Here is a 23,273-nt window from a genome sequence, read left to right as displayed (position 1 = left end):
ACCTTTTAGGGGGGTTCCGGTGTCACAAGACGTTCATTCCAAATGGCCGTTTGTGCCAGTTGTGGGCAGCATGGTGCGAGCCGTCTCAGGAGAAGGACAAGCAGCCATGCAATCCTCATTGACCCCGGTGATCCTTCGGGAGCTGCGCGAGCCGCGCTCCTATCCCGCCGTGTCCCTGGCGATGCCCACCCATCGGCGACGACCGGAGAACGAGCAGGACCCGGTCCGGCTCGGCAACCTCGTCAGCGAGGCGGAGCGCCAGCTGGCGGCGGATCCCGCGGTGACCAAGGAGCGTCAGGATGACGTCCTCGAGCAGCTGCGGGCCGCGGTCCAGGAGGTCGATCCCGCCGAGGTGCGCGACGGCCTCATCGTCTTCGCGGCGCCGGGCGAGCACCAGGCCTGGGCCGTCGACCGCGGCGTCCCTGAGCGGGTCGTGGTCGCCGACACCTTCCTGACCCGGAACCTGGTCGCCGCCGACGCCGCGATGCGTCCCTACTGGGTGCTGGCGCTGGCCGCCGACCGGGTGACGCTGTGGGACGGCCGCGGCGACAGCGTCACCGAGAACACGGAGCACGGCTTCCCGCTGACCCGCAGCCTCGAGGACCCGGACGCCGAACGCAAGGAGCGCGTCGGCGATGTGCCCAGCACGTTCCGCGACGAGCAGACCCGCCAGTTCTTCCGGGACGCGGACACCGAGCTGAGCGATGTGCTCGGCGAGGAGCCGAGGCCGCTGTACGTCACCGGGGAGTCGGCCGCACTGACCCTTTTGACGGAGGTCGGCAGCGCCGCGCAGGGCGCGATCGACGTCTCGGTCGGCGGGCTCGCGCAGGCCACCCCGGAGGAGGTCGTGCAGGCGGTGGCCCCGGCCCGGGACGAAGCGGCGCGGCTGGTCGTCGCCGAGGCGCTCGACCAACTCGAGCAGGCGCGCGGCGAGCGGAAGTACGCGGCGGGCGTGGACGAGGTGTGGCAGGAGGCCCAGGACGGCCGGATCCGCCGCCTCGTCGTCGAGGAGAACTACCGGATCACCGTGCGGGCCGGCGACGGCCACCTGGAACCGGCCGCCGAGGACGATCTCGACGCCGTGCACGACATCGTCGACGAGGTCGTCGAGTCCGCCCTGGAGACCGGCGCGGAGGTGGTGTTCGTCCCCGACGACACCCTCGCGGACGCAGGGCGCGTCGCCGCGGTGTTGAGGTTCTGATGCGCGGGCGGACGACGATCGCGCCGATCGCCTGCGCGCTGGCGGGTGTGCTGGCGCTCGCGGCATGCGGATCGGGGAACGAGCAGGACACGGGCGCGAGCGCCAGCGCGCGGCCCACCTCACCGGACGCGTCGAGGTTCTCCGGTACGCCGCCCTCGGCGCTGGCCTCGAAGAAGGAGTCGATCAAGGCCTCCGCGTCCGAGGCCGCCAAGTCGGCCTCGGCGCGGGCCAGTTCGTTCGAGGCATCCGTCTCGGCCAACCTGGAGCGCAAGCGGCAGGAGTTCACGAAGCAGCTGCACAAGGCCAAGGGGCAGGGCAACGCGGTGCGCGACGTCGAGCTGACCGGCAAGCGCCTCGCGGACACGAAGGGCGTGCGCGCCGTCGTCGTCCATATCACCAACACCACCGACAAGACCGCCTCGTACGCGGTTCAGGTCGACTTCAGCGACTCCGACGGCAAGGTGGTCGAGTCGAAGGTCGTCGGAGCCGAGGACCTGAAGGCGGGGGACAGGGCGCAGCCGCTGGCGATCAGCACCAAGCCCCCCGAGCCGCATCTCAAGGCGAGTGTGGCGAAGGCACAGCGTTACTGAGGCCTTTCCCGCTAGGCGGGCACAGCCTCCTGGGTCGCGGCCGTGGACTCGGCCGCGACCCGGCGCTCGAAGTGGACCCGCAGCCGCAGCGTGCACCAGATGCCGACCGCGGAGACCACCATCAGCGCTGCGGCCGGCGGCCAGTACGCCCCGCCGGCCAGGGACGACAGCCAGACCGCGGTGACCGGGGCGAAGCCCGCGAAGATCATGTTGCAGACCTGGTAGGACAGCGAGATGCCGGTGTAGCGCACGTGCGGGGCGAAGCCGTCGGCCAGGATCGCGGCCATCGGCCCGTACAGTGCCGACATCACCAGGCGCATGGCCAGCATCATCAGATAGATCAGCACGACGCTGCCGCCGCCGAGCACCATGAACTGCGGGATCGACAGCAGTACGACACCGGCGAGGCCCGCGACGACGACCTTGTGCGCGCCCACCTTGTCACCGAGCAGCGCGAGCAGCGGGGTGACCACGAGCTCCAGGAACGCGGCCAGCGAGAGGCCGTTGAGCAGCATCGACTCCGACAGGTGCAGCGATTCGGTGCCGTACGAGAGCAGATAGCTGGTCACCACGTAGTAGCCGCCGGTCGCGGTGGCCAGAGCGAAGACACCGGTCAGGACCGTCCGCCAGTCCTTGTGCAGCACCTCGGCGACGGGCAGCCGGCTCGGCGTCTCCTTCTCGGCCTCGGCGGCGTGGATGTCGTCCATCACCGGGGAGTCCTCCAGCTTGGTGCGCACCACCAGGCCGATGACGACGAGGACCGCGGAGGCGAGGAACGGGACGCGCCAGCCCCAGCTGTTGAACGCGGAGTCGCCGAAGAGATTCATGAGGCTGAACATGCCGGTCGACAGCAACGCGCCGACGGACGAGCCGAGTTGGGCGAACGAGCCAAAGAAGGTGGCCTTGCCCTTGGGCGCGTTCTCGACGGCGATGAGCACGGCACCTCCCCACTCGCCGCCGATCGCGATGCCCTGGATCAGGCGCAGCGTGATCAGCAGAATGGGGGAGAGGACGCCTACCTGGTCGTACGTCGGGAGCAGGCCGATCGCGAACGAGGCGATGCCCATCATCAGGAGCGTGATGACGAGCGTCTTCTTGCGGCCGACGCGGTCGCCGATGTGCCCGAAGACGATGCCGCCGAGCGGACGAAGCAGGAACCCGACGGCGAAGGTCGCGAAAGACGAGATGGTCTTCAGGGCCGTCGGCATGTCGGCGGGGAAGAAGACGTCGTTGAACACGATCGCCGCGGCGGTGGCGAAGGCGTAGAAGTCGTACCACTCGATGGAGGTACCGGACAGAGCGGCGAACGCCGTCCTGAACGGACTCTGCGGCGAACGGGACGTGGTGCGGTCCGTCAAGGGGGACCTCCGGCGGGAGAGTGCGGACGAGGTATGGGGGCGCGGGGAACTGCGCAAGCGCAACCACGGTGTGGCACGCCGTCAGGTGGGGCGGGGCCGAAGTGCGGCATCAGGGGCGCGGGGAACTGCGCAACCCCGGCCACGGTGTGGCGCGCCAAGGGGCCCCGGCCATCCACGGCGCGGCCGGGACCAGAACCCGGCTACCCGCGAAGCGACCACGCCCGGCTGCCGCCGATCCACGTCTCCCGCACGCGGATCCCGGCCAGCTCGTCCGTGGCCACGGTCAGCGGGTCCGCATCGAGGACGCAGAAGTCGGCGAGCATGCCGGGCGCGAGCGCGCCCACCTCGTGCTCACGGTGCAGCGCACTCGCCGCCGCCCCGGTATGCGCATGCAGCCCCGCCTCGACCGGCAACCGCAACGACTCGTCACCCAGAACCGTGCCGAGCACGGTCCGCCGGGTCGCCGCCGCGGACACCGCCTCCAGCGGCGCGGGCGGCGCCACCGGCGCGTCCGACGAGAAGACGACCGGCACACCGGCCCCGGCGCAGCGGCCCGCCGGGTTGTAGCGGTGCCCCATCGCGCCGATCGCGGTCAACGTGCCGTCGCCGGTGCGCAGATGGTGCTGCGGCTGCATGACGGGGACGACGGCGAGCGCGCCCATCCGCTCGATCTGCTCGTCCGTGGGAAGTCCCGAGTGCTCCACGCGGTGCCGCATGTCGTCCCGCGGCCGGTCCGCCTGCGCCTTCTCGATCGCGTCGAGCACCATGCCGATGGCGTACGGGGACTGGGCGTGCGTCGCGGTCTGCAGACCGGCGGCGTGGGCACGGCGGACGATCTCCGCGTACTCCTCGACCGAGTGGTACAGCTGCCCGTGGTGGCAGCAGTCGGCGGCGTACCCCTCGGGGAAGTACGCGGTCCAGCCGCCGAGCGTGCCGTCGGCGTAGAACTTGACGCCCTGGACACGGAACAGGTCGTCGCCGAAGCCTCGCACAGCGCCCAGCTCCAGAGCGGTGTCGAGCAACGCCGAAGTGAGATAGGCGCTCACCCGCATGCGCAGCGAACCGTCCGACCGCGCCCGCAGATACGTCTCCATCTCGCGCCGCGAGACCTGCGCGTCGCCGATCGTGGTGACACCGGCGGCGAGGAACACCTCCTGGGCGCGCAGCAGGTGGTCGGCCATGATGTCTTCGGGCTCGGAGAGGTGGAAGTTCGGGCCGTGGTTGCCGATCTTCACGCCGGCCGGTCCTGTGAGCAGATCGCAGGCCGCGTCCCAGAGCTGCCCGTCGGGCTCGCCGTTCTCGAAGTGGCCGATGCTGCCGCCCTCGGGCGACGGCGTGCCCGCGGTGATCCGACAGGTGCGCAGCGTATGGGAGTTGACGACGCCGCCGTGCCCGGAGGCGTTCATGACGTAGACCTCGCGGTCGTCGGCGACGCGGTCCAGGTCGTGGCAGCTGGGGTGGCGGCCCTCGGCGAGGCGCCGGTGCTCGTAGCCGAAGCCGCGCACAGGGACACCCGCGGGCAGCTCGCGGGCCGCCTCGCGCAGCACCTCGACGAGCGTGTCGATGTCCGGTACGCGCTCGGGGCGCAGGTCGACCCAGGCGAGCGCCTGCCCGTACATGACCGGGTGGCAGTGGGCGTCGACGAAGCCGGGGTGGACGAGGCCGCCGTCGAGCGTCAGCTCTTCGTCTATGTGACCGCCCCGGCCGCCGAGCGCGGCGCGGGCCTCCTCTTCGGTGCCGACGTGCACGATGCGATCGCCGCGGACGGCGAGGGCCTCGGCCCGGACGGTGGTGCCGGCGGCGGCTACGGCGGCGCCGGTGACGAGGAGCGTGTGCTCGGGGGAGCGGGGCATGGCAGGCCTGCTTTCGACCGGGAACGTACGGGGGTGTGCCGACAGACGATTCGGCTCGCTGAACCATAGATAGCGAACGACTGATTGACCAGAGGGTCCGGCCAAGAATGTTTGTAAAGTCGAATCGCCGATTGGGTTACGTATCGACTGTGCACCCCGGTGTGGGCCGGTGATCAGTCCGTGCGCGGCCCCAGGTCGTAACGCTCCTTGATCAGTTCGAGGTGGAGCCAGCTCTCCACCTCGCGCACGGCGGGCAGCTCGCGCATCTCCTCGAGCGTGGCGCGCACCGCCGCGAACGACTCCGCGGTGATCGTGCCGACCAGTTCCGCGCGGCCCAGGCACGTCGACAGGAACGTCACGCGCTCGAAGGTGGCCACCCGTTCGGCGACGTCCGCCGCCGCGCCGTCGACCCGCAGGCTGAACCCGCACAGGTAGCCCATGCCGAGCACGTCGGGGCGGACCAGGGCCACCACCTTGGCGACCCCGCCCTCCAGTAGGCGCAGGGTGCGCGCGCGGGTCGCGCCCGCCGACAGGCCGACGCGGGCGGCGAGTTCGGCGAACGCGAGGCGGCCGTCCTCCTCCAGTTCGGCGAGGATCCGCTCGTCCATCGCGTCGAGCGCGCTCACGGTCGGCTCCCGCGTCAGGAGGTACGGGTCCTTGACGTGGCGCGTCGCGACGAGCGCGTCCACCGCGCGTACGCCCGGCAGCGCCCGGATCCGCTCGATGGTCCGGTCGAGCGCGCCGAAGCCCGCCGTGCGCAGCTCCGTCATGATGGCGCGCCGCCCGCTGGTCAGCGTCACGAACGGTGCCTCGGGCAGCGCGGCGATCGCGCGGGCGGCCGGGCCCGCGGGTCCTTCGGTGTCGATCGCCAGGTGCGCGGAGGCCGACAGGTCGCGCACCGCCGGGTGCACGATCGCGACGACCCGTACGGCGCCCGACTCCTGGAGTCGCTGCACGCGCATCCGTGCCGCGGGCCGGGACAGGCCCACCCGCTGCGCCAGCGTCTCGTACGTGAGGCGGCCGTCGCTCTGCAGCTCGCGCACGATGCGCAGGTCGGTCTCGTCGAGATCCACGTGCTGTTCCCCTCGGCCGTTCGGTTGCGGCCCGGCCGTGGACCGGCCGGGTGTCTGATCATTGTCGGTCACCGGGTGGCGACCGTCTCGTTCGGTCTGGACAAGTGTGGCAGTCGAAACGTAGCTTTCATTCCCGTAAGTCGATCGAATCATTTCTGAGTGCGCTGGAGGATGGTGTGCCGCGACCCGTCGTCGTGATCACCGACACCGAGGAGCTGGACCCCGAGCCGGGCGTCCGTCTCCTCGTCGATGCCGGCTGGGAGGTGCGGGTCGTCGGCAGCCGGGACCCGGAGGCGATCGGCGCCGCCGCGCACGACGCCGACGCGCTGATCGTCGGCTACGCGCGCGTGGACGCGGACCTGCTCGACCGGGCGCCCGAGGTGCGGATGATCGCCACCATGTCGGCGGGCTTCGACATGGTCGATGTCGTGGAGGTGGAGCGGCGCGGTCTTTGGCTGGCGAACCTGCCGCACTCCGCGACCGAGGATGTCGCCGTGCACGCCCTCGCCCAGGCGCTCGCGCTGACCCGCCGCCTGCCGCAGGCCGACGCCGTGGTCCGCTCCGGCGGCTGGAACACCGAACTGAACGAAGTGCCGCGCCGGGCCAGCGAGTTGACGCTCGGACTGGTCGGTATGGGTCGCATCGCCCGCACCCTCGCCCGCCTCGCCGCGCCCCTCTTCGGCACGGTCGCCGCGCACGACCCGCGCGCCACGAACTGGCCCGAGGGCGTCGAACGCCTCGACCTGGACACGCTCGTGGAGCGCGCCGACGTCCTGTCGCTGCACGTCCCCTCCACGCCGCAGACCAGAGGCATGGTCGACGCCGACCTGCTGGCCCGCATGCGCCCCGGCAGCGTCCTCGTCAACGTCTCCCGGGGCGACCTCGTCGACCCGGACGCCCTGCTCGCCGCCCTCGACGGCGGCCACCTCGCGGGCGCCGCCCTCGACGTCTTCCCCGTCGAACCGCCCGCGCCGGACGACCGGTTGCGCAGCCACCCGCGCCTGCTGCTCTCGCCGCACAGCGCCTTCCTCTCCGACGCCTCGTTGCGGGCCTACGTCACCGAGCCCGCGCGCAACGTCATCGCCTGGCAGACCACCGGACGCCCGCACACCCCCGTCGTCGACCCCACCTCTCGTAACGCCTCTCGTACGCAAGGAGCACTCGCGTGACCGACACCCTCACCGCCCCCGTCACGGCCGACGACGCCGCCCAGGAGGAGCTGCGCCTGCGCCGCGAACTGGCCGCCGTCTACCGACTGGTCGCGCACTTCCGCATGACGGACTTGATCTTCACGCACATCTCGCAGCGCCTCCCGGGTCCGGACAACCACTTCCTGATCAACCCCTACGGACTGCTCTTCGAGGAGATCACCGCCTCGAACCTGGTCAAGATCGACCTCGACGGCAACGCGGTGGAGCCGAGCCCGCACCCCGTCAACCCGGCCGGCTTCATGATCCACAGCGCGATCCACAAGGCCCGCCCCGACGCCCACTGCGTGCTGCACACGCACACCAAGGCCGGCTGCGCCGTCGCCGCGCAGCAGGGCGGGCTGCTGCCGGTCAACCAGATGTCGATGGAGTTCCACAACCGCGTCGGCTACCACGACTACGAGGGCGTCGCCCTCAACTTCGCCGAGCAGGAGCGCCTCGTCGAGGACCTCGGCACCCACCCGGCGCTGATCCTGCGCAACCACGGCCTGCTGACCGTCGGCGACAGCGCCAAGTCGGCGTTCCTGCGCATGTACTACCTGGAGAAGGCCTGCGAGATCCAGGTCACCGCCCAGGCGGGCGGACAGCTGATCATCCCCTCCGAGAAGGTCTGCGAGTACACCGCCCAGCAGCTCACCGGCGAGGGCGAGGCGTCCTCGGACGTCGAGGACGACATCGCGTACGACCTGGCCTGGGGTGCGCTGCTGAGGCTCGTGGAGCGGATCGCGCCGGACTACAAGGAGTAAGCGTGCGGCGGTGCCGGGGCCGGGTTGTACTGAAGGGACGCCCCCAGGTGAAGGGACCCCTTCGTGAGCCGTGCAACCGACACCGTCCTCAAGGGACTTGAGGAGATCCGCCCCTGGGTGGAGGACCTCTACAAGGACCTCCACACCCACCCCGAACCGGGGCTGCGGGAACACCGCACCGCCGCCAAGGCCGCCGAGGCGACGGGCCTTCCCTACGCCTCGACCGCCACCGCGCAGAACGCCGACGGCACGTCGGTCCCCGTCATGCACGCCTGCGGCCACGACGTGCACGTCGCCTCGATGCTGGGCTTCGCCCGGCTGATGGCGCGGTCCCCCGACGCCTGGCACGGCACCGTGGTGGTGCTCTTCCAGCCCGCCATGGCGGTCGTCCGGCTGCAGACGGTGGTCTCGTGCGAACTCGGCGCCGCGACCCCCGCCGTGCTCACCGTCGGCAGCATCACGGCCGGCACGGGACCGCACATCATCCCCGACCGGGCCGTGCTGCAGCTCAACGTCCGTACGTACGACGACGACACGCGGGCCGAGGTCCGCGCCGCCGTCGAGCGCATCGTGCGGGCCGAGGCCGCCGCGTCCGGCGCGACCCGCGACCCGGAGTTCGAGACGCTCGCAGCCTTTCCGCCCACGGTCAACGACGAGGCCCCGACCGGCACCGTCGCCGCCGCCTTCACCGAGCACTTCGGCGAGCGGGCCCACACCATCGAGCGGCAGACGGCCGGCGAGGACATGAGCCGCATCCCCGAGGCCTTCGGCGTTCCCTTCACCTACTGGGGGATCGGCGGCACGGACCCCGCGGCCTACGAGAAGGCGGCCGCGGCGGGCCGGCTCACCTCGGACATCCCGGTGAACCACAGCCCGCACTTCGCGCCGGTCCTCCAGCCCACACTCGACACAGGAGTCCGCGCGCTCACCGCGGCAGCGCTTGCCTGGCTCGCCGTGCCGGAGGGCTGAGCGGCGCCGCGGCCGCCCCGGTCACCTGTTCCCGTACGGCAGCAGTGCCATCTCGCGGGCGTTCTTGACGGCGGCGCTCACCTGGCGTTGCTGCCGCACCGTGAGACGGGTGACGCGGCGGCTGCGGATCTTGCCGCGGTCGGAGATGAACTGGCGCAGCAGATCGGTGTCCTTGTAGTCGACGTAGGTGATGCCCGCGGCGTCGAGGGGGTTCGGGCGCGGCTTGGCGGGCTTGCGGGGGATGCGGGGACGGGACATGTCGGTTCTTCCTTCCGGTGGGTCAGCGTGCGGGGTCGAGGAGCGGGTCGAAGGCGGCGGGGAGCCGGCTCCAGCCGTCCGGACCCGCGCGGTACTCGTCGTCGGTGAGCAGGCAGGAGTCGAGGAGCGCGGTCAGTCCCTCGCGGTCGAGGGCGGGGGAGGTGAACACGAGGTGCTGGCAGCGGTCGCCGTGCTCCGGATGCCAGTCCATGGCCGCCGCCGCGCGCCGCTCGGGCGGCACCAACTCCCAGGCGGCGTCGGGCAGTGAGTGCAGCCAGGGCCCACAGTCGTCGACGCCGAGCGCGCCCCCGGCCGCGTCCCAGGACAGCAGCGTGTCGGGCCGGTCGGCGAGCCAGAACCGCCCCCGGCTGCGGGCCGCCGCGCAGCACAGATCCTCCAGGGCGTCGAAGAGCCGCTGCGGATGGAACGGCCGGTGCCGGTGCCATACGAGGGTGCCGACCCCGGCCTCCTCCGCCTCCTGCGGCAGCAGGGCGCTGGCCGGGTGCTGCGCGGTGCGCGCCGCCTCGACGTCGAACCCGGCGAGGACGAGCCGGGCCAGTTCGGTCGACCGGGAGGGCACCTGCCGCCCCGTCGGGTGCAGCTGGGTGAGCAGGGCCCGGTCCTCCTCGTCCGCCTCCGGGCTCTCGGTGACGGCGATGACGGAGGCGTACTCCAGCTGCCGGGCCCAGGTGTCCGCGACCGTACGCTGATCGCTCGCGGCCGCCGCGAGCCCGGCCTCGGCGAGGTCGTCCCCGTTGCCCAGATAGGGGAGGACGAGCGCGGGGTCGACGGCCGTGACGACCCCGGTCAATTGCAGCGCCGGCGCACCGTGCGCGGCGACGACATCCGCCATGGCCTGTGGCTCGACGGAGTCCCACAGTTCCACGACGGCGAGGCGGGTAAGACCGTCGCCCGCCAGGCGTTCGAGCTCCGGCACGAGGTCCTCGCGCAGGGCGCAGCAGGCGCAGTCGTTGACCAACGGCGCGTCCCCGCGGCCGAGTTCACCGGACGCGTCCCGGATCGTGCGGGTCACGGTTCCCGACGGGGCGGTGCCGAGGTCGTGGTGGAGGGCCACGCTGGACGGCACCGCGTCGAGCAGGCCCCGCACCACCTCCCGGCGCGCTTCGCTGTGCAGGCCGCCGACGATCACGACGGGCAGCCGGTCGTGGCCGCCCATCACCGGGCCCCTCGGCGGCCGAAGCGGCGCTCGAAGCGCTCGACCCGTCCCGCGGTGTCCATGACGCGGGCGGTGCCGGTGTAGAAGGGGTGGCTCGCCGAGGAGACCTCGACGTCGTACACGGGATAGGTCCGGCCGTCCTCCCACTCGACGGTGCGGTCGGTGGTGAGGGTGGAACGGGTCAGGAAGGCGAATCCGGCGGCCTTGTCGCGGAAGACAACGGGCCGGTAGGCCGGGTGGATACCGGGCTTCATGGCGGACTCCAGATGGTTCGAGTGCTTCAAGTGGTTCGGGTGGTGGCACGGGGGCCGGTGCTCAGCGTTCTTCGCGGTACTCGACGTGCCGGCCGACCACGGGGTCGTACTTGCGCAGGACCAGGCGGTCCGGGTTGTTCCTGCGGTTCTTGCGGGTGACGTAGGTGTGGCCCGTGCCTGCCGTGGAGCGGAGTTTGACGACCGGGCGCAGTTCGTTGCGTGCCATGCCGCTACTATATGGCAATGGTTTCCATGTTCAATAACGGGGCCATGGTCACACACGACACAGGACGAACGGAGAGGGACCGCATGTCCGCCCACTGCCAACTGACCGGAGCCGCACCGCGCTTCGGCAATCGCATCTCCCACTCGCACCGGCGCACCTCGCGCCGCTTCGACCCGAACATCCAGCGCAAGCGCTACTGGCTGCCCAGTGAGGGCCGCAGCGTGCGGCTGACCCTGAGCGCCAGGGGAGTCAAGACCGTCGATGTCATCGGCATCGAGGCCGCGGTCGCGCGGATCCGCGCGCGAGGGGGGAAGGTCTGATGGCGAAGAAGAGCAAGATCGCGAAGAACGAGAAGCGGAAGGCGATCGTCGAGCGGTACGCCGTCCGGCGCGCGGCGCTGAAGGAGATCGTCCGGCGCCCCGACACCCCGGAGGCCGATCGCGACGCGGCCCTGGCCGAACTGCGCCGGCAGCCGCGCGACGCCAGCGCGACGCGGATCCGCAACCGCGACAGCGTGGACGGCAGGCCGCGCGGGCACCTGCGCAAGTTCGGCCTCTCCCGTGTGCGGCTGCGGGAGGAGGCACACGCGGGACACCTGCCGGGGGTCACCAAGTCCTCTTGGTGACACGGTCACGTCCGGGCGTCCGGCCGGGGCTCCGCCCTGGTCGTGCGCCCGGCGTGGTCGCCCGCATGGCGTGCGCGAGCAGGCGCGGTACGGCCGATCGTCGGACGATGGTGGGAAACCGGAGTGCGTCGAGCCGAGGGGAGTGCCGCAGGTGGGTGGCGGGCGCGAGCGCGGAATCCCCGAAGAGGAGCCCGAGGAGCACGAGCAACCGGAGGCGTACGACGCCGAGGTCCGTCAGGTCGACGTGCTCAACCGGCTGGCGGGACCGGCCTCCGGAGGGCCGGGCGCCGGTTCGGACCGGCCCCCGTCGCGCACGGGTACGAGCCACCGCGACACCGACCTGCTCGTCACCGGACACGCGCTGGCACGCGTCGCGTCACTGGGGGAGGCCCTCACCCTGATCTCCCAGCTGGCCGACGACACCTTCCCGCTGCGTGGGCAGGCGGTCTTCCGGGCGGACCGTGAAGTCCTGCACTGCGTCGGCCAGTTCGGCCTGAGCGACGGCGAGGCCGACGCGTTCCGGCTGCCGCTGCGCACGGCCCACCCCGCGGCCCAGGTGGCCAGAACCGGGCGGCCCGTGGTGCTGCCCTCGCCGCAGGACTACCGGGACCGGTTCCCCTCCGCCGGCGGGTACGCGGAGCCGGCGCGGTACGAGTCGTGGGCGTTCCTGCCGCTCACCACGTACGGCCAGCTCACCGGCGTGTGGATGGCCGCCTTCGACGCCCCCGTGGAGACCACCGGCGGCACCGGCACCTTCCTGGTGACCCTCGCCCGGCTCCTTGGCCAGTGCATCGAGCAGACCTACGACGGCCAGGCGGACCGCACCCTCTCGCAGAGCCTGCGCAGCAGCATGGGCCGCATCGGCCCGGGGCCCGAAGGGCTCACCGTCACCGCCCGTTACGTGCCCACCGGCGGCGGGCTCATGGTCGGCGGCGACTGGTTCGACAGCATCACCCTGCCCAACGGGCGTCTCGGTCTGGTGATCGGCGACGTCCAGGGCCACGATGTGCAGGCCGCCGGGCTGATGTCACAGCTGCGCACCGCCATCCACGCCTACGCGGCCGAGGGGCACGGTCCCGACGCCGTCCTCGTGCGCGCCTCGCACTTCCTGGCATCCCTCGGGGAGGGCCGCTTCGCCACCTGCATCTACCTGGAGGCCGACCCCGCGACGGGCACGCTGCGCATCGCCCGCGCCGGGCACCCGCACCCGGTCCTGCGGCTGCCGGACGGCACCTGCCTGCTCAAGCACGTGCGCGGCGGGCTGCCCCTGGGGCTCGACCTCGGCGAGGACGACTACCCGGTCAGCCTTCTCACGCTGCGGGAGAACGAGATCCTCATGCTGTGCACGGACGGCCTGATCGAGTCCGGCGGCCATGACATGTACTCCGGCTGGCTCCGGGTCCGGGGCGCGCTGACGCCGGGCGGCGCGGACGACATCGACGGCATGGCCGACCGGCTCCTGAACGCGGTCGTCGCCCCGCAGTCCACGCAGCCGGGCGACCGCCCCGTCACCTCCTTCACCGAGGACGACATCGCCCTGCTGCTCCTGCGCCGCGACCCGCTCGGCGACCACGCGGACCGGACGGGGCGCAACCTGCGGTTCACCCTCGAGCAGGACCAGGCCCAGGGCATCGCCGACGCCCGTATCGAGTTCCAGGGCCTGCTCCACGACTGGGCCCGCCCCGAACAGGTCGACACCGCCCTGCTCCTCGTCTCCGAACTCCTCGGCAACGTACTGATCCACACCGAGCATGCCGCCGTCCTGCGCGCCGACATCAGTGGCGCCGAGGGCCACCGTCGGCTGCGCGTGGAGGTATCCGACCGCAGCGACGAGGTCCCGAATCGCCGCGCACCCGGCGAACTCTCCTCCTCCGGCCGCGGCCTCGTCCTCCTCGACCTCCTGGCCCACCGCTGGAACCTACGCCCGGAGCCGGAGGGAAAGACGGTGTGGTTCGAACTGGACGAGGACGGGCCCGAGGAGCCGTAGGGCAACTCCCCGTCTGCTACGGGATCTTGACACTGACCTGGATGGGTGGTGGTTTAGACCACATGGCCCCGCCCGAAGGCGAGGGTCCGCTTCCGTGGAGGTGCAGTGTCCCGTATGTCTGAACGTCATTCGTCCTGTCTTCCCCATGTCTCCCGCCCCGCTCTCGTCGGTGCCGCGCTCCTGCTCACCCTGGGGGCGGTCGCCGTGCCCGCCCAGGCGCTCGACGGTGCGCCGGGCGCGGTCGGTGCCGGCTCGGCGGCGAAGTTGCCCGTCGTCACGCCCACCCCGCAGGACATGAGATCGGCGGGCGCCGACCTGCGGGTGCCGAACCGGGTGCGGCTCGTCCTCGGTGACGGCGTCGACGCGTCGAGCATCGATGTGATCAAGCGGGCGCTGGCCGCCGCCGGGGCCCGTTCCGTCGACACCGTCAAGGCCGGCGACGCGGCCAAGAAGGCGCCGGCGCATGGTGTGTTGACCGTCGTGGCCGGATCCATCAAGGACACCGCGGTGGCCGCCGCGCTCAAGGCCGCGGGCGGCTCCGTGCCCGACACCCTGAACCCGGAGGGCTACTCCCTCGCGTCCCGGGGCGCCGCCGGTTCTGACATCGTTGTCCTCGCAGGCAACGACGGAGACGGTGTGTACTACGCCGCCCAGACACTGCGTCAGCTGGTGACCGGGGCGCACCGCATCGCGGCCGTCTCGATCACCGACTATCCGAGCATGCCGCTGCGCGGCAGCATCGAGGGCTTCTACGGTGCGCCCTGGTCGCACAGCGACCGCGTCGACCAACTCGCGTTCTACGGCGACGTCAAGGCGAACACGTACATCTACACGCCGAAGGACGACACGTACCTGCGGGAGAAGTGGCGCACGCCCTACCCCGCCGACAAGCTCGCCGATCTGCGCGACCTGATCGAGAAGGCGGCCGCCCACCATGTCGACTTCACGTACGCGGTCTCCCCGGGGCTTTCCGTCTGTTACAGCGACCCCGACGACGTCAAGGCCCTGAAGGAGAAGCTGGGTTCGCTGTACGACCAAGGGGCCCGCAGCTTCTATGTGGCGCTCGACGACATCAGCTACACCAAGTGGAACTGCGACGCCGACCAGGCGAAGTACGGGGCGCCGGGCCGGGCTGCCGCGGGGCAGGCGCAGGCCGATCTGCTCAACGCGGTGCAACAGGACTTCATCGACACCCATGAGGGCGCCAAGCCGCTCCAGTTCGTGCCCACCGAGTACTCCGACACGGCGGACTCCGCGTACAAGTCGGTGCTGCGCGAGAAGTTGGACCCGAAGGTCGTCGTGCAGTGGACCGGCACCGACGTCGTGCCGCCCGCCATCAGTCTCGCCGACGCCAAGGCCGCGTCCACGGTGTGGGGACGCAAGGTGTTCCTTTGGGACAACTATCCGGTGAACGACTACGGGCAGACCACGGGCCGGCTCCTGATGGCCCCGTACGACAAGCGGGAAGCCGGTCTGCACAAGGAGTTGAGCGGCATCGTGCTCAACCCGATGAACCAGGCGGCGCCGAGCAAGGTCGCGCTCTTCGGCGGCGCCTCGTTTGCCTGGAACGACGAGAACTACGACCCCGACCGCACCTGGCGCGCGGCCGCCGACTATCTGGCCGGCGGCGACCGGGGCACCGCGCGGGCCCTGCTCGCCTTCTTCGACACCCAGCACCTCGCGCCGACCTTCGGCGACACCAACTGGCAGCCGCAGGCGCCGGAACTGGCCGCGCGCATCGCCGAGTTCCGCAAGGCGTGGGACGGCGGGTCCGGCGCCGAGCGGCGGGCGGCCCTGCGCAAGTTTTCGGCCTACGCCGACGTACTCGCGGGCGCCCCGGAGCGGATTCGCGCCGGAATGCGGGATCAGGCCTTCCTGGCGCAGACGAAGCCGTGGCTCGACGCCCTCGAACTGTGGGGCGGCGCCCTGAACACCACGCTGGACGGGCTGCGTGCCCAGCTCAACTCCGGTAGCGGGGAAGCGGAGTTCGCGAAGGCGGCCGACCTGGCGAAGCAGGCCTCCGCCATCACCACCATCCCCGGCACCACCCGTCCGCAGGGCCCGATCAAGGTGGCCGACGGAGTGCTGGACACCTTTATTGAGCAGGCGCCTCAGATGTGACCCGTCCCTGACGTCATCGTCGACGCCCGCCCCGGTACGTGACCGGGGCGGGCGTTGTCGTTTCCGGGTTCCGTCCCGACGTACGGGGGCGTCTTCCCGCCGAAATTGGCTGATCGTGTAGGCAACTTCAAACCTTGACCACAAATTCCACACATCACTCTCTATGGGAGGCCTCAATGGTCTAGATTGACCGTGCTTCACATGCCGGGACACTAGGCGACAAATGACGATCTATGGGGGCCGGTGTGGCGCGCGACCGACCGCGGCTGCGCCGGAATCGAACGGGGGGTGATCGTTTCGTGGTGCCCGATCAGGGACCTGGAGGCGCGGGGAGCGCCCGACGGGTCGAGGGAATCCCGAGCGGCTCGGCCCTCGGGTCCCGGGCAGTGAGCCAAGTCCGCCACCGAGTGAGCGGACTGCTCGTGCGGCGCTGATTCAACCGGTACGTCATGAACGGGAGGCGGGGGCCTCCTGAGGGGGAGGAACGGCGCGGCGCGGTACGGGGGGCGGGGGGCCTCCCGAGGAGGGGAAACAGCACGGGGGGCGGCGGCCTCCCGAGGGGGGAGTAACCGTGTGGGGCGAGCACGTCGAACCCGCTGGTGACCGGGACGGGGCTGTACAACAGGGGGAATTGGTACGCCCGTTCCCACCGGACCACGGCCGTCCGGTGAACGGGGCACTGCGTCGGCCCGCGAGCGACTGGGAGCAGCGTTACCGCCGCATCGTGATCATGAGCGATACGGTGGCGACGGCTCTCGTCGTGGCGGCCTTCGGAGGCTTCTTCGGGGTCAGGGACGCGGCCAACTGGCACGAGAAATGGAAGATCCTGGCTTTCGGCACGGAGTTACTGGTGCTGGGGGCGCTGGCGGTGAGCCGCTCGTGGGCCCCGGCCGTACTCGGCCAGGGCGCCGAGGAATTCCGCCGGCTCGGACGTTCGCTGTTCGCGGCGACCGTCGTGCTCGCGCTCGGCGGGATCGCCCTGACCTCGCGCAACATCAAGCTCTGGATATTCGTCGCGATCCCGGCGATCGCGGTCGTCACGATGACCGCGCGCTATCTGCTGCGGCTGTGGCTGCACAGACAGCGCAAGGAAGGACGCTGCCTGCGACCGGTGCTCGCCGCCGGGAGCCCGGCCACCGTGAGCGACCTGATCAGCAGAACGCGCAAGTTCCCGCACATCGGCTGGCAGGTGGAGGCGGTCTGCACGACGGACGGTCACGGGCTCGACGGTGACCATCTGGACGGGGTGCCGGTCGTCGGCCCCCTGACGGACGTCGCGAGCCACGTCCAGCGCGACGGCTACCGGGTCGTCGCGGTCACCCCCGACGCGCACTGGACGCCGGACCGGCTCCAGCGCCTCGCCTGGAACCTCGAGGGCAGCGACGCCGAAATGGTCGTGGCCCCCGTGCTGATGGAGGTGGCGGGACCTCGGCTGCACGTGGACGCGGTACTGGGGATACCGCTGCTGCGGGTCAGCATGCCGGCGTTCACCGGGGGACGCCGGGCGATCAAGGAGATGGTCGACCGGCTCGGCGCGCTGTTCCTGATCCTGCTGTTCGCGCCGCTGATGGTGCTCGTCGGCCTGTGCGTCCTGATGGACAGCCGGGGCGGGGTGTTCTACCGGCAGCGCAGGGTGGGCAAGGACGGCCGCGAGTTCACCATCGTCAAGTTCCGCACCATGGTCACCGGCGCCCACGGGAAGCGGGCCGGCCTCGCCGAGCGGAACGAGGGGGCGGGGCTGCTGTTCAAGCTCCGGCGGGATCCGCGGGTGACCCGGGTCGGACACGTACTGCGGCGCTACTCGCTCGACGAACTCCCGCAGCTGTTCAACGTGTTGACCGGATCGATGTCGCTCGTCGGCCCGCGGCCCCCGCTGCCGGAGGAGTCCGCGGCGTACGGACCGGACATCCGGCGGCGGCTGCTGGTCAAGCCCGGGCTCACCGGCCTGTGGCAGATCAGCGGGCGCAGCGACCTGCCGTGGGAGGAGGCGGTCCGCCTCGACCTGCGCTACGTCGAGGACTGGTCGCTCGCCCTGGACACGGTGATCTTGTGGAAGACGCTGCGGGCCGTGCTCCACGGACAAGGGGCGTACTGAAGCAGGGGGGACGCCGATTCGTCGGCGTATGAACGGCAGGTCACAAGGGCCTGCTCTGGGGGGAGGAACGGCAATGAGGATCAGCGTCCTAGGGCTCGGATACGTCGGCTGTGTGTCGGCGGCATGCCTGGCAGGACAGGGCCACGAGGTCATCGGCGTGGACGTGAACCAGGCGAAGGTGGACCTGGTCAACAGCGGCAGGGCCCCCGTGGTCGAGGAGCGGATCGGCGAACTCACCGCCGAGGTCGTGCGGACAGGCGCCCTGCGCGCCACCCGCGACGTGCGCGAGGCGATCATGAACAGCGACGTGTCGCTGATCTGCGTAGGTACGCCGTCGGAGCCCAACGGCAGCCTGTGCACCACGTACTTGGAGCGGGTCACCGAGCAGATCGGCGCCGCGCTGGCCGAGCGCGAGGGGGAGGGCGCCCGGCACACGGTCGTGTTCCGCAGCACGATGCTCCCGGGCACCTGCCTGAACCTGCTGGTGCCGATCCTGGAGAAGAGCCTCGGCGGCACGGCGGGCGTCGACTTCGGCGTCGCGGTCAACCCGGAGTTCCTGCGCGAGGGCACGAGCGTGCGGGACTTCTTCGACCCGCCCAAGACCGTCATCGGCCAGCTCGACCAGGCCAGCGGTGACGTCGTGGCGCAGCTGTACGAGGGGCTGCCCGGCGAGGTGTTCCGGGTGCCGGTCCCGGTCGCCGAGGCGATCAAGTACGCGGACAACTCGTTCCACGGCCTCAAGATCGGCTTCGCGAACGAACTGGGCGCCGTCTGCCAGGCGTTGGGCGTGGACTCGCACCAGGTGATGGACGTGTTCCTCGCCGACCGCAAGCTCAACATCAGCCCCGCGTACCTGCGGCCCGGCTTCGCCTTCGGCGGCTCCTGCCTGCCCAAGGACCTGCGCAGCCTGGTGCACGCGGCGCGGCGGGCCGATGTCTCCGTGCCGATCCTGTCCCACGTGCTGGCGTCCAACGCCGACCACCTGCAGCGGGCGGTGGAGCTCGTCGAGCGCACCGGCAAGCGCAAGGTGGGCCTGTTCGGCCTGTCCTTCAAGCCCGGCACCGACGATCTGCGCGAGAGCCCGCTCGTCGAGCTCGCGGAGCGGCTCTACGGCAAGGGATACGACCTCAAGATCTACGACGCCAACGTGAGCCTCTCCCGGCTGATGGGGGCGAACCGCGAGTACATCGAGGGCCGGCTTCCGCACCTCGCGCAGCTGCTCGCGGACTCCGTCGACGAGGTGCTCGGGCACGCGGAGGTGTGCCTCGTCGGCACCAGGGACGAGTCCGTCCTGTCGGCGCTGCCCCTCAGTGGTGGCCCGGCGATCGTCGACCTCGTCCGCCTCCCCGACGCCGAGGCGCGTCGGGCCGAACCGGGGTACATGGGCCTTGCTTGGTGACGCGATGAACGAAGAGACAACCCCCGGCGGCGGGCCGAAGCGGCGCGCCCTGATCCTGGTGGAGAACCTGTCGGTCCCCTTCGACCGGCGGGTGTGGCAGGAGTGCACGACGCTGCGCGACGCGGGCTGGACGGTGCACGTCATCTGCCCGCAGGGCACGAAGCGGGACACGGAACCGGAGACGGTGATCGACGGGGTGCGGATCCACCGCTACCCGTTGCGCGCCGCCACCGGGGGACCGGCCGGCTATCTGCGGGAGTACGGATCGGCGCTGTGGCACACGGCCCGGCTCGCCCGCAAGGTGGGACCCGTCCACGTCGTCCACGCCTGCAACCCCCCGGACCTGCTGTTCCTGGCGGCGCGTTGGCTGCGGCGACGCGGCGCGCGGTTCGTCTTCGACCAGCACGACCTGGTGCCCGAGCTGTACCTGTCCCGGTTCGACCGCGGCGAGGACCTGCTGTACCGCGCCGTGTGCGCCCTCGAACGGCGGACCTACCGGGCAGCGGACGTCGTGCTCGCCACGAACGAGAGCTACCGGGACGTCGCGCTCGGCCGCGGCGGCAAACGGCCGGAGGACGTCTTCGTGGTGCGCAGCGCGCCCCAGGTCGACCGCTTCCAACCGGTGCCGCCCGAGCCGGAGTTGAAGCGCGGCAAGCCCCATCTGCTGTGCTACCTCGGCGTGATGGGCCCCCAGGACGGCGTCGACTACGCGCTGCGGTCCCTCGCCAAGCTGCGCGACGAACTCGGGCGGACCGACTGGCACGCGGTGTTCGTCGGCTCCGGTGACGCCTTCGACGCGATGGTGGAGCTGTCCCGGGAGCTCGGGCTCGCCGACCAGGTGGAGTTCACCGGGCGCATCCCGGACGCCGACCTGGTGCGCTATCTGTCCACCGCGGACGTCTGCCTCTCGCCCGACCCGCGCAACCCGCTCAACGACGTGTCGACGATGAACAAGGTTCTGGAGTACATGGCCATGGGCCGGCCCATCGTCTCGTTCGATCTGAGAGAGGCGCGCGTCTCCGCAGGTGAGGCAGCGGTCTACGCGCGTGCCAACGACGAGGCGGAATTCGCCGGTCTCGTCGCGCGGCTGCTTGACGACCCGGAGCAGCGGGCCCGGATGGGCAAGCTCGGACAGGAGCGGATAGGCGGGCCGCTGTCGTGGCGGAACTCGCAGGAGTCGCTGATCGCCGCCTACGCCGCCGCGGTGGCGGGGCGCGGTCCCACCCAGGCAAGGAGGAGGCGGGGTCGTTGAGCGAGGACACGATCCGCCTGGTCACGATCGGCCGGATTCTCCGTAGAAGGTGGCGGCTTCTCGCCGTCCTCACCGTGGTGGGCGCGCTCGTCGGCTACGGCATCTCCGTGGTGTTCCCGCCGCGGTACACGGCGTCGGCTTCGGTGCTGCTGCCGGGCCAGTGGGAGGAGCGCGAGCTGCTCACCCAGGTGGACATCGCGACGAGTTCGTCGGTGGTCGACCGCGCGGCGGCCAAGCTCGACTGGTCGGGCGTCAACGGCACCGACCTGCGCGACCGGGTGGCCGCCAAGGCCGCCGACGGCAACATCATCACGATCTCGGGCACGGCCGAGAGCCCGCACCGCGCGCAGCAGCTCACCGACCGGGTGGCCCAGCAGTTCGTCGCGTTCTCCGCGCGGATCGCGGGCGGCGCGACCGACGCCGACGCGGCCGCGGGACCCGAGGCGCTGCGCAAGAAGGTGCAGGAGACCAACCGCCGGATCACCGATCTGGCCGAGGGGGCCGACGCGGGCGGGACCGTGGAGAGTGTGCAGGCCCGCACCGCGCTGGAGAACCTGCGCAACTCGCTGGAGGCGGCCATGAAGAAGCTGGAGGAGGCCGACCCGGCGACGGACAAGGCGAGCATGGTCGTCATGGGCCCGGCCGCCCGGCCCACCGGTCAGTCACCACCGACGAGGACGCAACTCGTCGTAGCCGGGGCGCTGTTGTTCCTCCTGCTCGCGGTCATCGGCCATCTCACCGCCGCCCGGATGAACCGCCGGCTGCGCACCGAGCAGGAGATCGCCTCCGCGCTCGGCTCGACGGTCCTCGGGGCGGTCGACGTGCCGGGGGAGCAACGGGCGCGGTCGACCCAAGGGGGCGGTGCGCGGGCCGGGCTGCGCAGGCTGCTCGGCACCGACACCCGGTGGGACGTACCCGCTCCGCAGCGGTCCGGCGACGAGGCCGCGAGGCGCACCCGCTACCGGCGGGTGTGCACCCGTATCCGCGCCCAACTTGCTTCAGCACGACGCCTGTTGGTCGTCGTACCGGACGGCGACGAGCTCGCACTGCGCGCCGCGGGGCAGCTCGTCGCCGAGGCCAAGGGCGATCCGGTGCTGCGCGTGGTCGTGGTGCCGGCGGACCGGCCGGTCGTGCCGGACCGCGGCGCCGAGTCGGGCGCCGTGGTCGTCCTCAGCGCCGGCAGCTGGACCGCCGAGGAGCTCACCGGCATCGCCGAGGCGTGTGCGGACGCCAGGCACGAGATCGTCGGCATCGTCGTGGCGGGACCGGTCAGGGTCCGCCCCGCCGGGTCGGCCGAGCAGCCGCCGGACCATGCCACGCCCGCACTCGCGGTGCGCGGCCACGCGACGGGAGGCTCGGCGTGACGACGAGCAGGAGTTCGGAGTCGGCGGGCACCCCGCTGTTCGATCTGCACGCGCTGGTGGTCGCCGTGCGCAGGCGCCGCCGCCTGTGGGGCGCCCTGGCGCTGCTCGGGCTGATCGCCGGCGCGGCGGTGGCGGTCCTGATGCCGCCCCCGCCGAGCGCCATGACCAAGGTGCTGGTCGCGCACGCGGAGGACCAGCCGAACGACACGGGAACACTCATCCGCACCGACATCGAGGTACTGGGAACCACCCGCATCGCCAAGGACGCCCTGCAGACCCTCAAGTCCCAGGAGAGGCCCGAGGACTTCATGCGGGACTACCGGGGCACGGGCCTGACCAACAACGTGCTCCAGATCGACGTGACGGCCGACAGCGAGGCACTGGCGGTGGACCGGGCCAAGGCGATCGCCGACGCGTTCGTCGCCGACCACGTGCGCCGGATGCGGGCGGCGGCGAAGGCGGAGTCCCAGGCCCTGCTCGACCAGCGCGACCGGATGCGGGAGGAGCTCGCCCGGGTCAACAAGGAGATCGGCCAGGGTGCGCCGGAGGACCAGCCGAAGGACGCGGCGGGCACCGAATCGCTCTTCTCCCGCCGCGCCGAACTCAACTCGCGGATCGCCGACTTCGACCAGCGCGCCGCGGAGGCACGCACGGGCACGCCCAAGGTCATCGCCGGTACGCAGATCGTCGACGCCCCGCGCGCGGTGGAGCACTCGCTGCCCAAGTCGGCCGCCACCAACGCCGCGATCGGCCTCGTCCTCGGCCTGGTCCTCGGGCTCGCCCTGTCCGCGGTCGGCGCCGTGGTGGCGGACCGCCCCGTGCTGCGCCGGGACATCTCGGCGAACCTGGGCGCCTCCATCATCGCGGAGCTGCCCCGGCGCTCCGGCAGGCCGTGGCGGCGCAGGGGGACGCGGGCGACACGCGAACGGCTGACCGCGACCCTCGCCCGCACGGTGCACGGCTCCGCGGAACCGCTGTCGCTGCTCGAACTGGGCTGCGCGCACAGCACGAGCGCGATCGCCCTGGACCTCGCGGGGGCCCTGACGGCGGAGGGCCCGGTCGTCGTCATCGACGGACTGCCGGGACCGCAGCTCGCCGACCACCGCCCGCAGCCGGGCGGACCCAGGGTCGTCAGCGGTGAGCACGCCGCGGCCCTGTCGCCCCAGGACCGCCGGATCGGCGTCGGCTCGGTGGCGCCCGGCACGGCGTGGACCGACCTCCAGTACCTCGGCACCCAGACGGTGCTCGTCGTACGGGCCGGGTACGGCAGCGCCGCATGGCTGCACACCGTGGCGCGCCAGCTCGCCGAGCAGCGCATCCCGGTGATCGGTGTGGTGCTCATCGACCCGGACCCCCGGGACCGCACCGACGGCACGCTCTGGGACGGCCTGCACACCGCGCTGCGCGGCCGGGGCGACCGGCAGGCCCGGCAGAACGGTTCGGGCCCCCGGCGCACGGAGCGCAAGCCCGCGTGGGCCGCACGGGGCGCGGACAACGACCAGGAGGCTCGCTAGCAC

General features: G+C 71.6%; 21 protein-coding genes. 14 read left to right on the top strand and 7 right to left on the bottom strand.

Translation table 11 applies throughout. The features are described 5' to 3' along the window. Nucleotides 1–106: 106 nt before the first annotated feature. Both ACOKM3_RS01560 and ACOKM3_RS01555 read left to right on the top strand, forming a co-directional pair. Nucleotides 107–1,201: a baeRF3 domain-containing protein gene (locus ACOKM3_RS01560; RefSeq protein WP_426896084.1), complete on the top strand. Its 1,095-nt coding sequence runs from the start codon at nt 107–109 to the stop codon at nt 1,199–1,201. Then, a complete protein-coding gene (locus ACOKM3_RS01555) occupies nt 1,201–1,791 on the top strand; it encodes a hypothetical protein (protein WP_426896083.1) in 591 nt (196 codons plus the stop codon). The genes ACOKM3_RS01560 and ACOKM3_RS01555 overlap by 1 nt, the downstream gene beginning before the upstream one ends. Before the next feature lie 11 nt (nt 1,792–1,802). Here ACOKM3_RS01555 and ACOKM3_RS01550 read toward each other — a convergent pair whose 3' ends face one another. From ACOKM3_RS01550 to ACOKM3_RS01540, 3 genes are all read right to left on the bottom strand, one after another. Next, nucleotides 1,803–3,149: an MFS transporter gene (locus ACOKM3_RS01550; protein WP_426896081.1), complete on the bottom strand. Its 1,347-nt coding sequence runs from the start codon at nt 3,147–3,149 to the stop codon at nt 1,803–1,805. A 200-nt stretch (nt 3,150–3,349) separates the two neighbouring features. After that, the gene (locus tag ACOKM3_RS01545) at nt 3,350–5,002 is read right to left on the bottom strand and encodes an amidohydrolase (RefSeq protein ID WP_426896079.1); all 1,653 of its coding nucleotides are present in this window, start codon (nt 5,000–5,002) and stop codon (nt 3,350–3,352) included. Nucleotides 5,003–5,175: 173 nt separating this feature from the next. Continuing rightward, nucleotides 5,176–6,075, bottom strand: a complete 900-nt coding sequence (locus tag ACOKM3_RS01540) for an Lrp/AsnC family transcriptional regulator (protein WP_426896077.1) — start codon at nt 6,073–6,075, stop codon at nt 5,176–5,178. A gap of 176 nt (nt 6,076–6,251) precedes the next feature. Here ACOKM3_RS01540 and ACOKM3_RS01535 point away from each other — a divergent pair, with 176 nt between their 5' ends. The 3 genes from ACOKM3_RS01535 (at nt 6,252) to ACOKM3_RS01525 (ending at nt 8,998) form a co-directional block, all read left to right on the top strand. Further along, the gene (locus tag ACOKM3_RS01535) at nt 6,252–7,244 is read left to right on the top strand and encodes a C-terminal binding protein (RefSeq protein WP_426896075.1); all 993 of its coding nucleotides are present in this window, start codon (nt 6,252–6,254) and stop codon (nt 7,242–7,244) included. Continuing rightward, entirely contained in the window at nt 7,241–8,029 is a 789-nt protein-coding gene (locus ACOKM3_RS01530; RefSeq protein WP_327665650.1) for a class II aldolase/adducin family protein, read from the top strand. Before ACOKM3_RS01535 ends, ACOKM3_RS01530 begins: the two co-directional genes overlap by 4 nt. Before the next feature lie 63 nt (nt 8,030–8,092). Next, nucleotides 8,093–8,998: a M20/M25/M40 family metallo-hydrolase gene (locus ACOKM3_RS01525; protein ID WP_426896073.1), complete on the top strand. Its 906-nt coding sequence runs from the start codon at nt 8,093–8,095 to the stop codon at nt 8,996–8,998. Nucleotides 8,999–9,019: 21 nt separating this feature from the next. Here ACOKM3_RS01525 and rpsR read toward each other — a convergent pair whose 3' ends face one another. The 4 genes from rpsR to rpmG form a co-directional block, all read right to left on the bottom strand. Then, nucleotides 9,020–9,256 (bottom strand): 30S ribosomal protein S18, encoded by a 237-nt coding sequence (gene rpsR, locus ACOKM3_RS01520; protein WP_426896071.1) that lies wholly within the window; start codon nt 9,254–9,256, stop codon nt 9,020–9,022. 22 nt (nt 9,257–9,278) lie between these two features. After that, complete coding sequence (locus tag ACOKM3_RS01515; RefSeq protein WP_426896069.1) at nt 9,279–10,433, bottom strand: CobW family GTP-binding protein; 1,155 nt, start codon at nt 10,431–10,433, stop codon at nt 9,279–9,281. Beyond that, a complete protein-coding gene (locus ACOKM3_RS01510; protein ID WP_399238602.1) occupies nt 10,433–10,687 on the bottom strand; it encodes a type B 50S ribosomal protein L31 in 255 nt (84 codons plus the stop codon). The genes ACOKM3_RS01515 and ACOKM3_RS01510 overlap by 1 nt, the downstream gene beginning before the upstream one ends. A 61-nt stretch (nt 10,688–10,748) precedes the next feature. Beyond that, nucleotides 10,749–10,913, bottom strand: a complete 165-nt coding sequence (rpmG, locus tag ACOKM3_RS01505) for a 50S ribosomal protein L33 (RefSeq protein WP_426896067.1) — start codon at nt 10,911–10,913, stop codon at nt 10,749–10,751. Nucleotides 10,914–10,996: 83 nt separating this feature from the next. Between rpmG and rpmB the strand changes: the two genes are divergently transcribed. The 9 genes from rpmB to ACOKM3_RS01460 all read left to right on the top strand — a co-directional run bounded on the left by rpmB (nt 10,997) and on the right by ACOKM3_RS01460 (nt 23,270). Then, nucleotides 10,997–11,233, top strand: a complete 237-nt coding sequence (gene rpmB / locus ACOKM3_RS01500) for a 50S ribosomal protein L28 (protein WP_426896065.1) — start codon at nt 10,997–10,999, stop codon at nt 11,231–11,233. Continuing rightward, nucleotides 11,233–11,538, top strand: a complete 306-nt coding sequence (gene rpsN / locus ACOKM3_RS01495; protein ID WP_426896063.1) for a 30S ribosomal protein S14 — start codon at nt 11,233–11,235, stop codon at nt 11,536–11,538. Before rpmB ends, rpsN begins: the two co-directional genes overlap by 1 nt. 151 nt (nt 11,539–11,689) lie before the next feature. Next, nucleotides 11,690–13,525: a SpoIIE family protein phosphatase gene (locus ACOKM3_RS01490; RefSeq protein ID WP_426896061.1), complete on the top strand. Its 1,836-nt coding sequence runs from the start codon at nt 11,690–11,692 to the stop codon at nt 13,523–13,525. 114 nt (nt 13,526–13,639) lie between these two features. Further along, entirely contained in the window at nt 13,640–15,646 is a 2,007-nt protein-coding gene (locus ACOKM3_RS01485; RefSeq protein WP_426896059.1) for a beta-N-acetylhexosaminidase family protein, read from the top strand. A 631-nt stretch (nt 15,647–16,277) separates the two neighbouring features. Beyond that, nucleotides 16,278–17,741: a sugar transferase gene (locus ACOKM3_RS01480; protein ID WP_461854929.1), complete on the top strand. Its 1,464-nt coding sequence runs from the start codon at nt 16,278–16,280 to the stop codon at nt 17,739–17,741. Between the two features lie 73 nt (nt 17,742–17,814). Further along, complete coding sequence (locus ACOKM3_RS01475; RefSeq protein ID WP_426896057.1) at nt 17,815–19,140, top strand: nucleotide sugar dehydrogenase; 1,326 nt, start codon at nt 17,815–17,817, stop codon at nt 19,138–19,140. A gap of 4 nt (nt 19,141–19,144) precedes the next feature. Next, nucleotides 19,145–20,392, top strand: coding sequence for a glycosyltransferase family 4 protein (locus tag ACOKM3_RS01470; RefSeq protein ID WP_426896055.1), 1,248 nt, complete (start codon nt 19,145–19,147; stop codon nt 20,390–20,392). Further along, complete coding sequence (locus tag ACOKM3_RS01465) at nt 20,389–21,756, top strand: Wzz/FepE/Etk N-terminal domain-containing protein (protein ID WP_426896053.1); 1,368 nt, start codon at nt 20,389–20,391, stop codon at nt 21,754–21,756. The genes ACOKM3_RS01470 and ACOKM3_RS01465 overlap by 4 nt, the downstream gene beginning before the upstream one ends. Beyond that, nucleotides 21,753–23,270 carry a Wzz/FepE/Etk N-terminal domain-containing protein gene (locus ACOKM3_RS01460; RefSeq protein ID WP_426896051.1) on the top strand — a complete coding sequence of 506 codons (1,518 nt, stop codon included), beginning with the start codon at nt 21,753–21,755 and terminating at the stop codon, nt 23,268–23,270. The genes ACOKM3_RS01465 and ACOKM3_RS01460 overlap by 4 nt, the downstream gene beginning before the upstream one ends. The last annotated feature ends 3 nt before the right edge of the window (nt 23,271–23,273 follow it).

Origin of the sequence: Streptomyces nidicola (assembly GCF_050106155.1) — a bacterium.
Taxonomy (GTDB): Bacteria; Actinomycetota; Actinomycetes; order Streptomycetales; family Streptomycetaceae; genus Streptomyces.
This window is presented reverse-complemented; position numbering and strand designations above follow the sequence as displayed.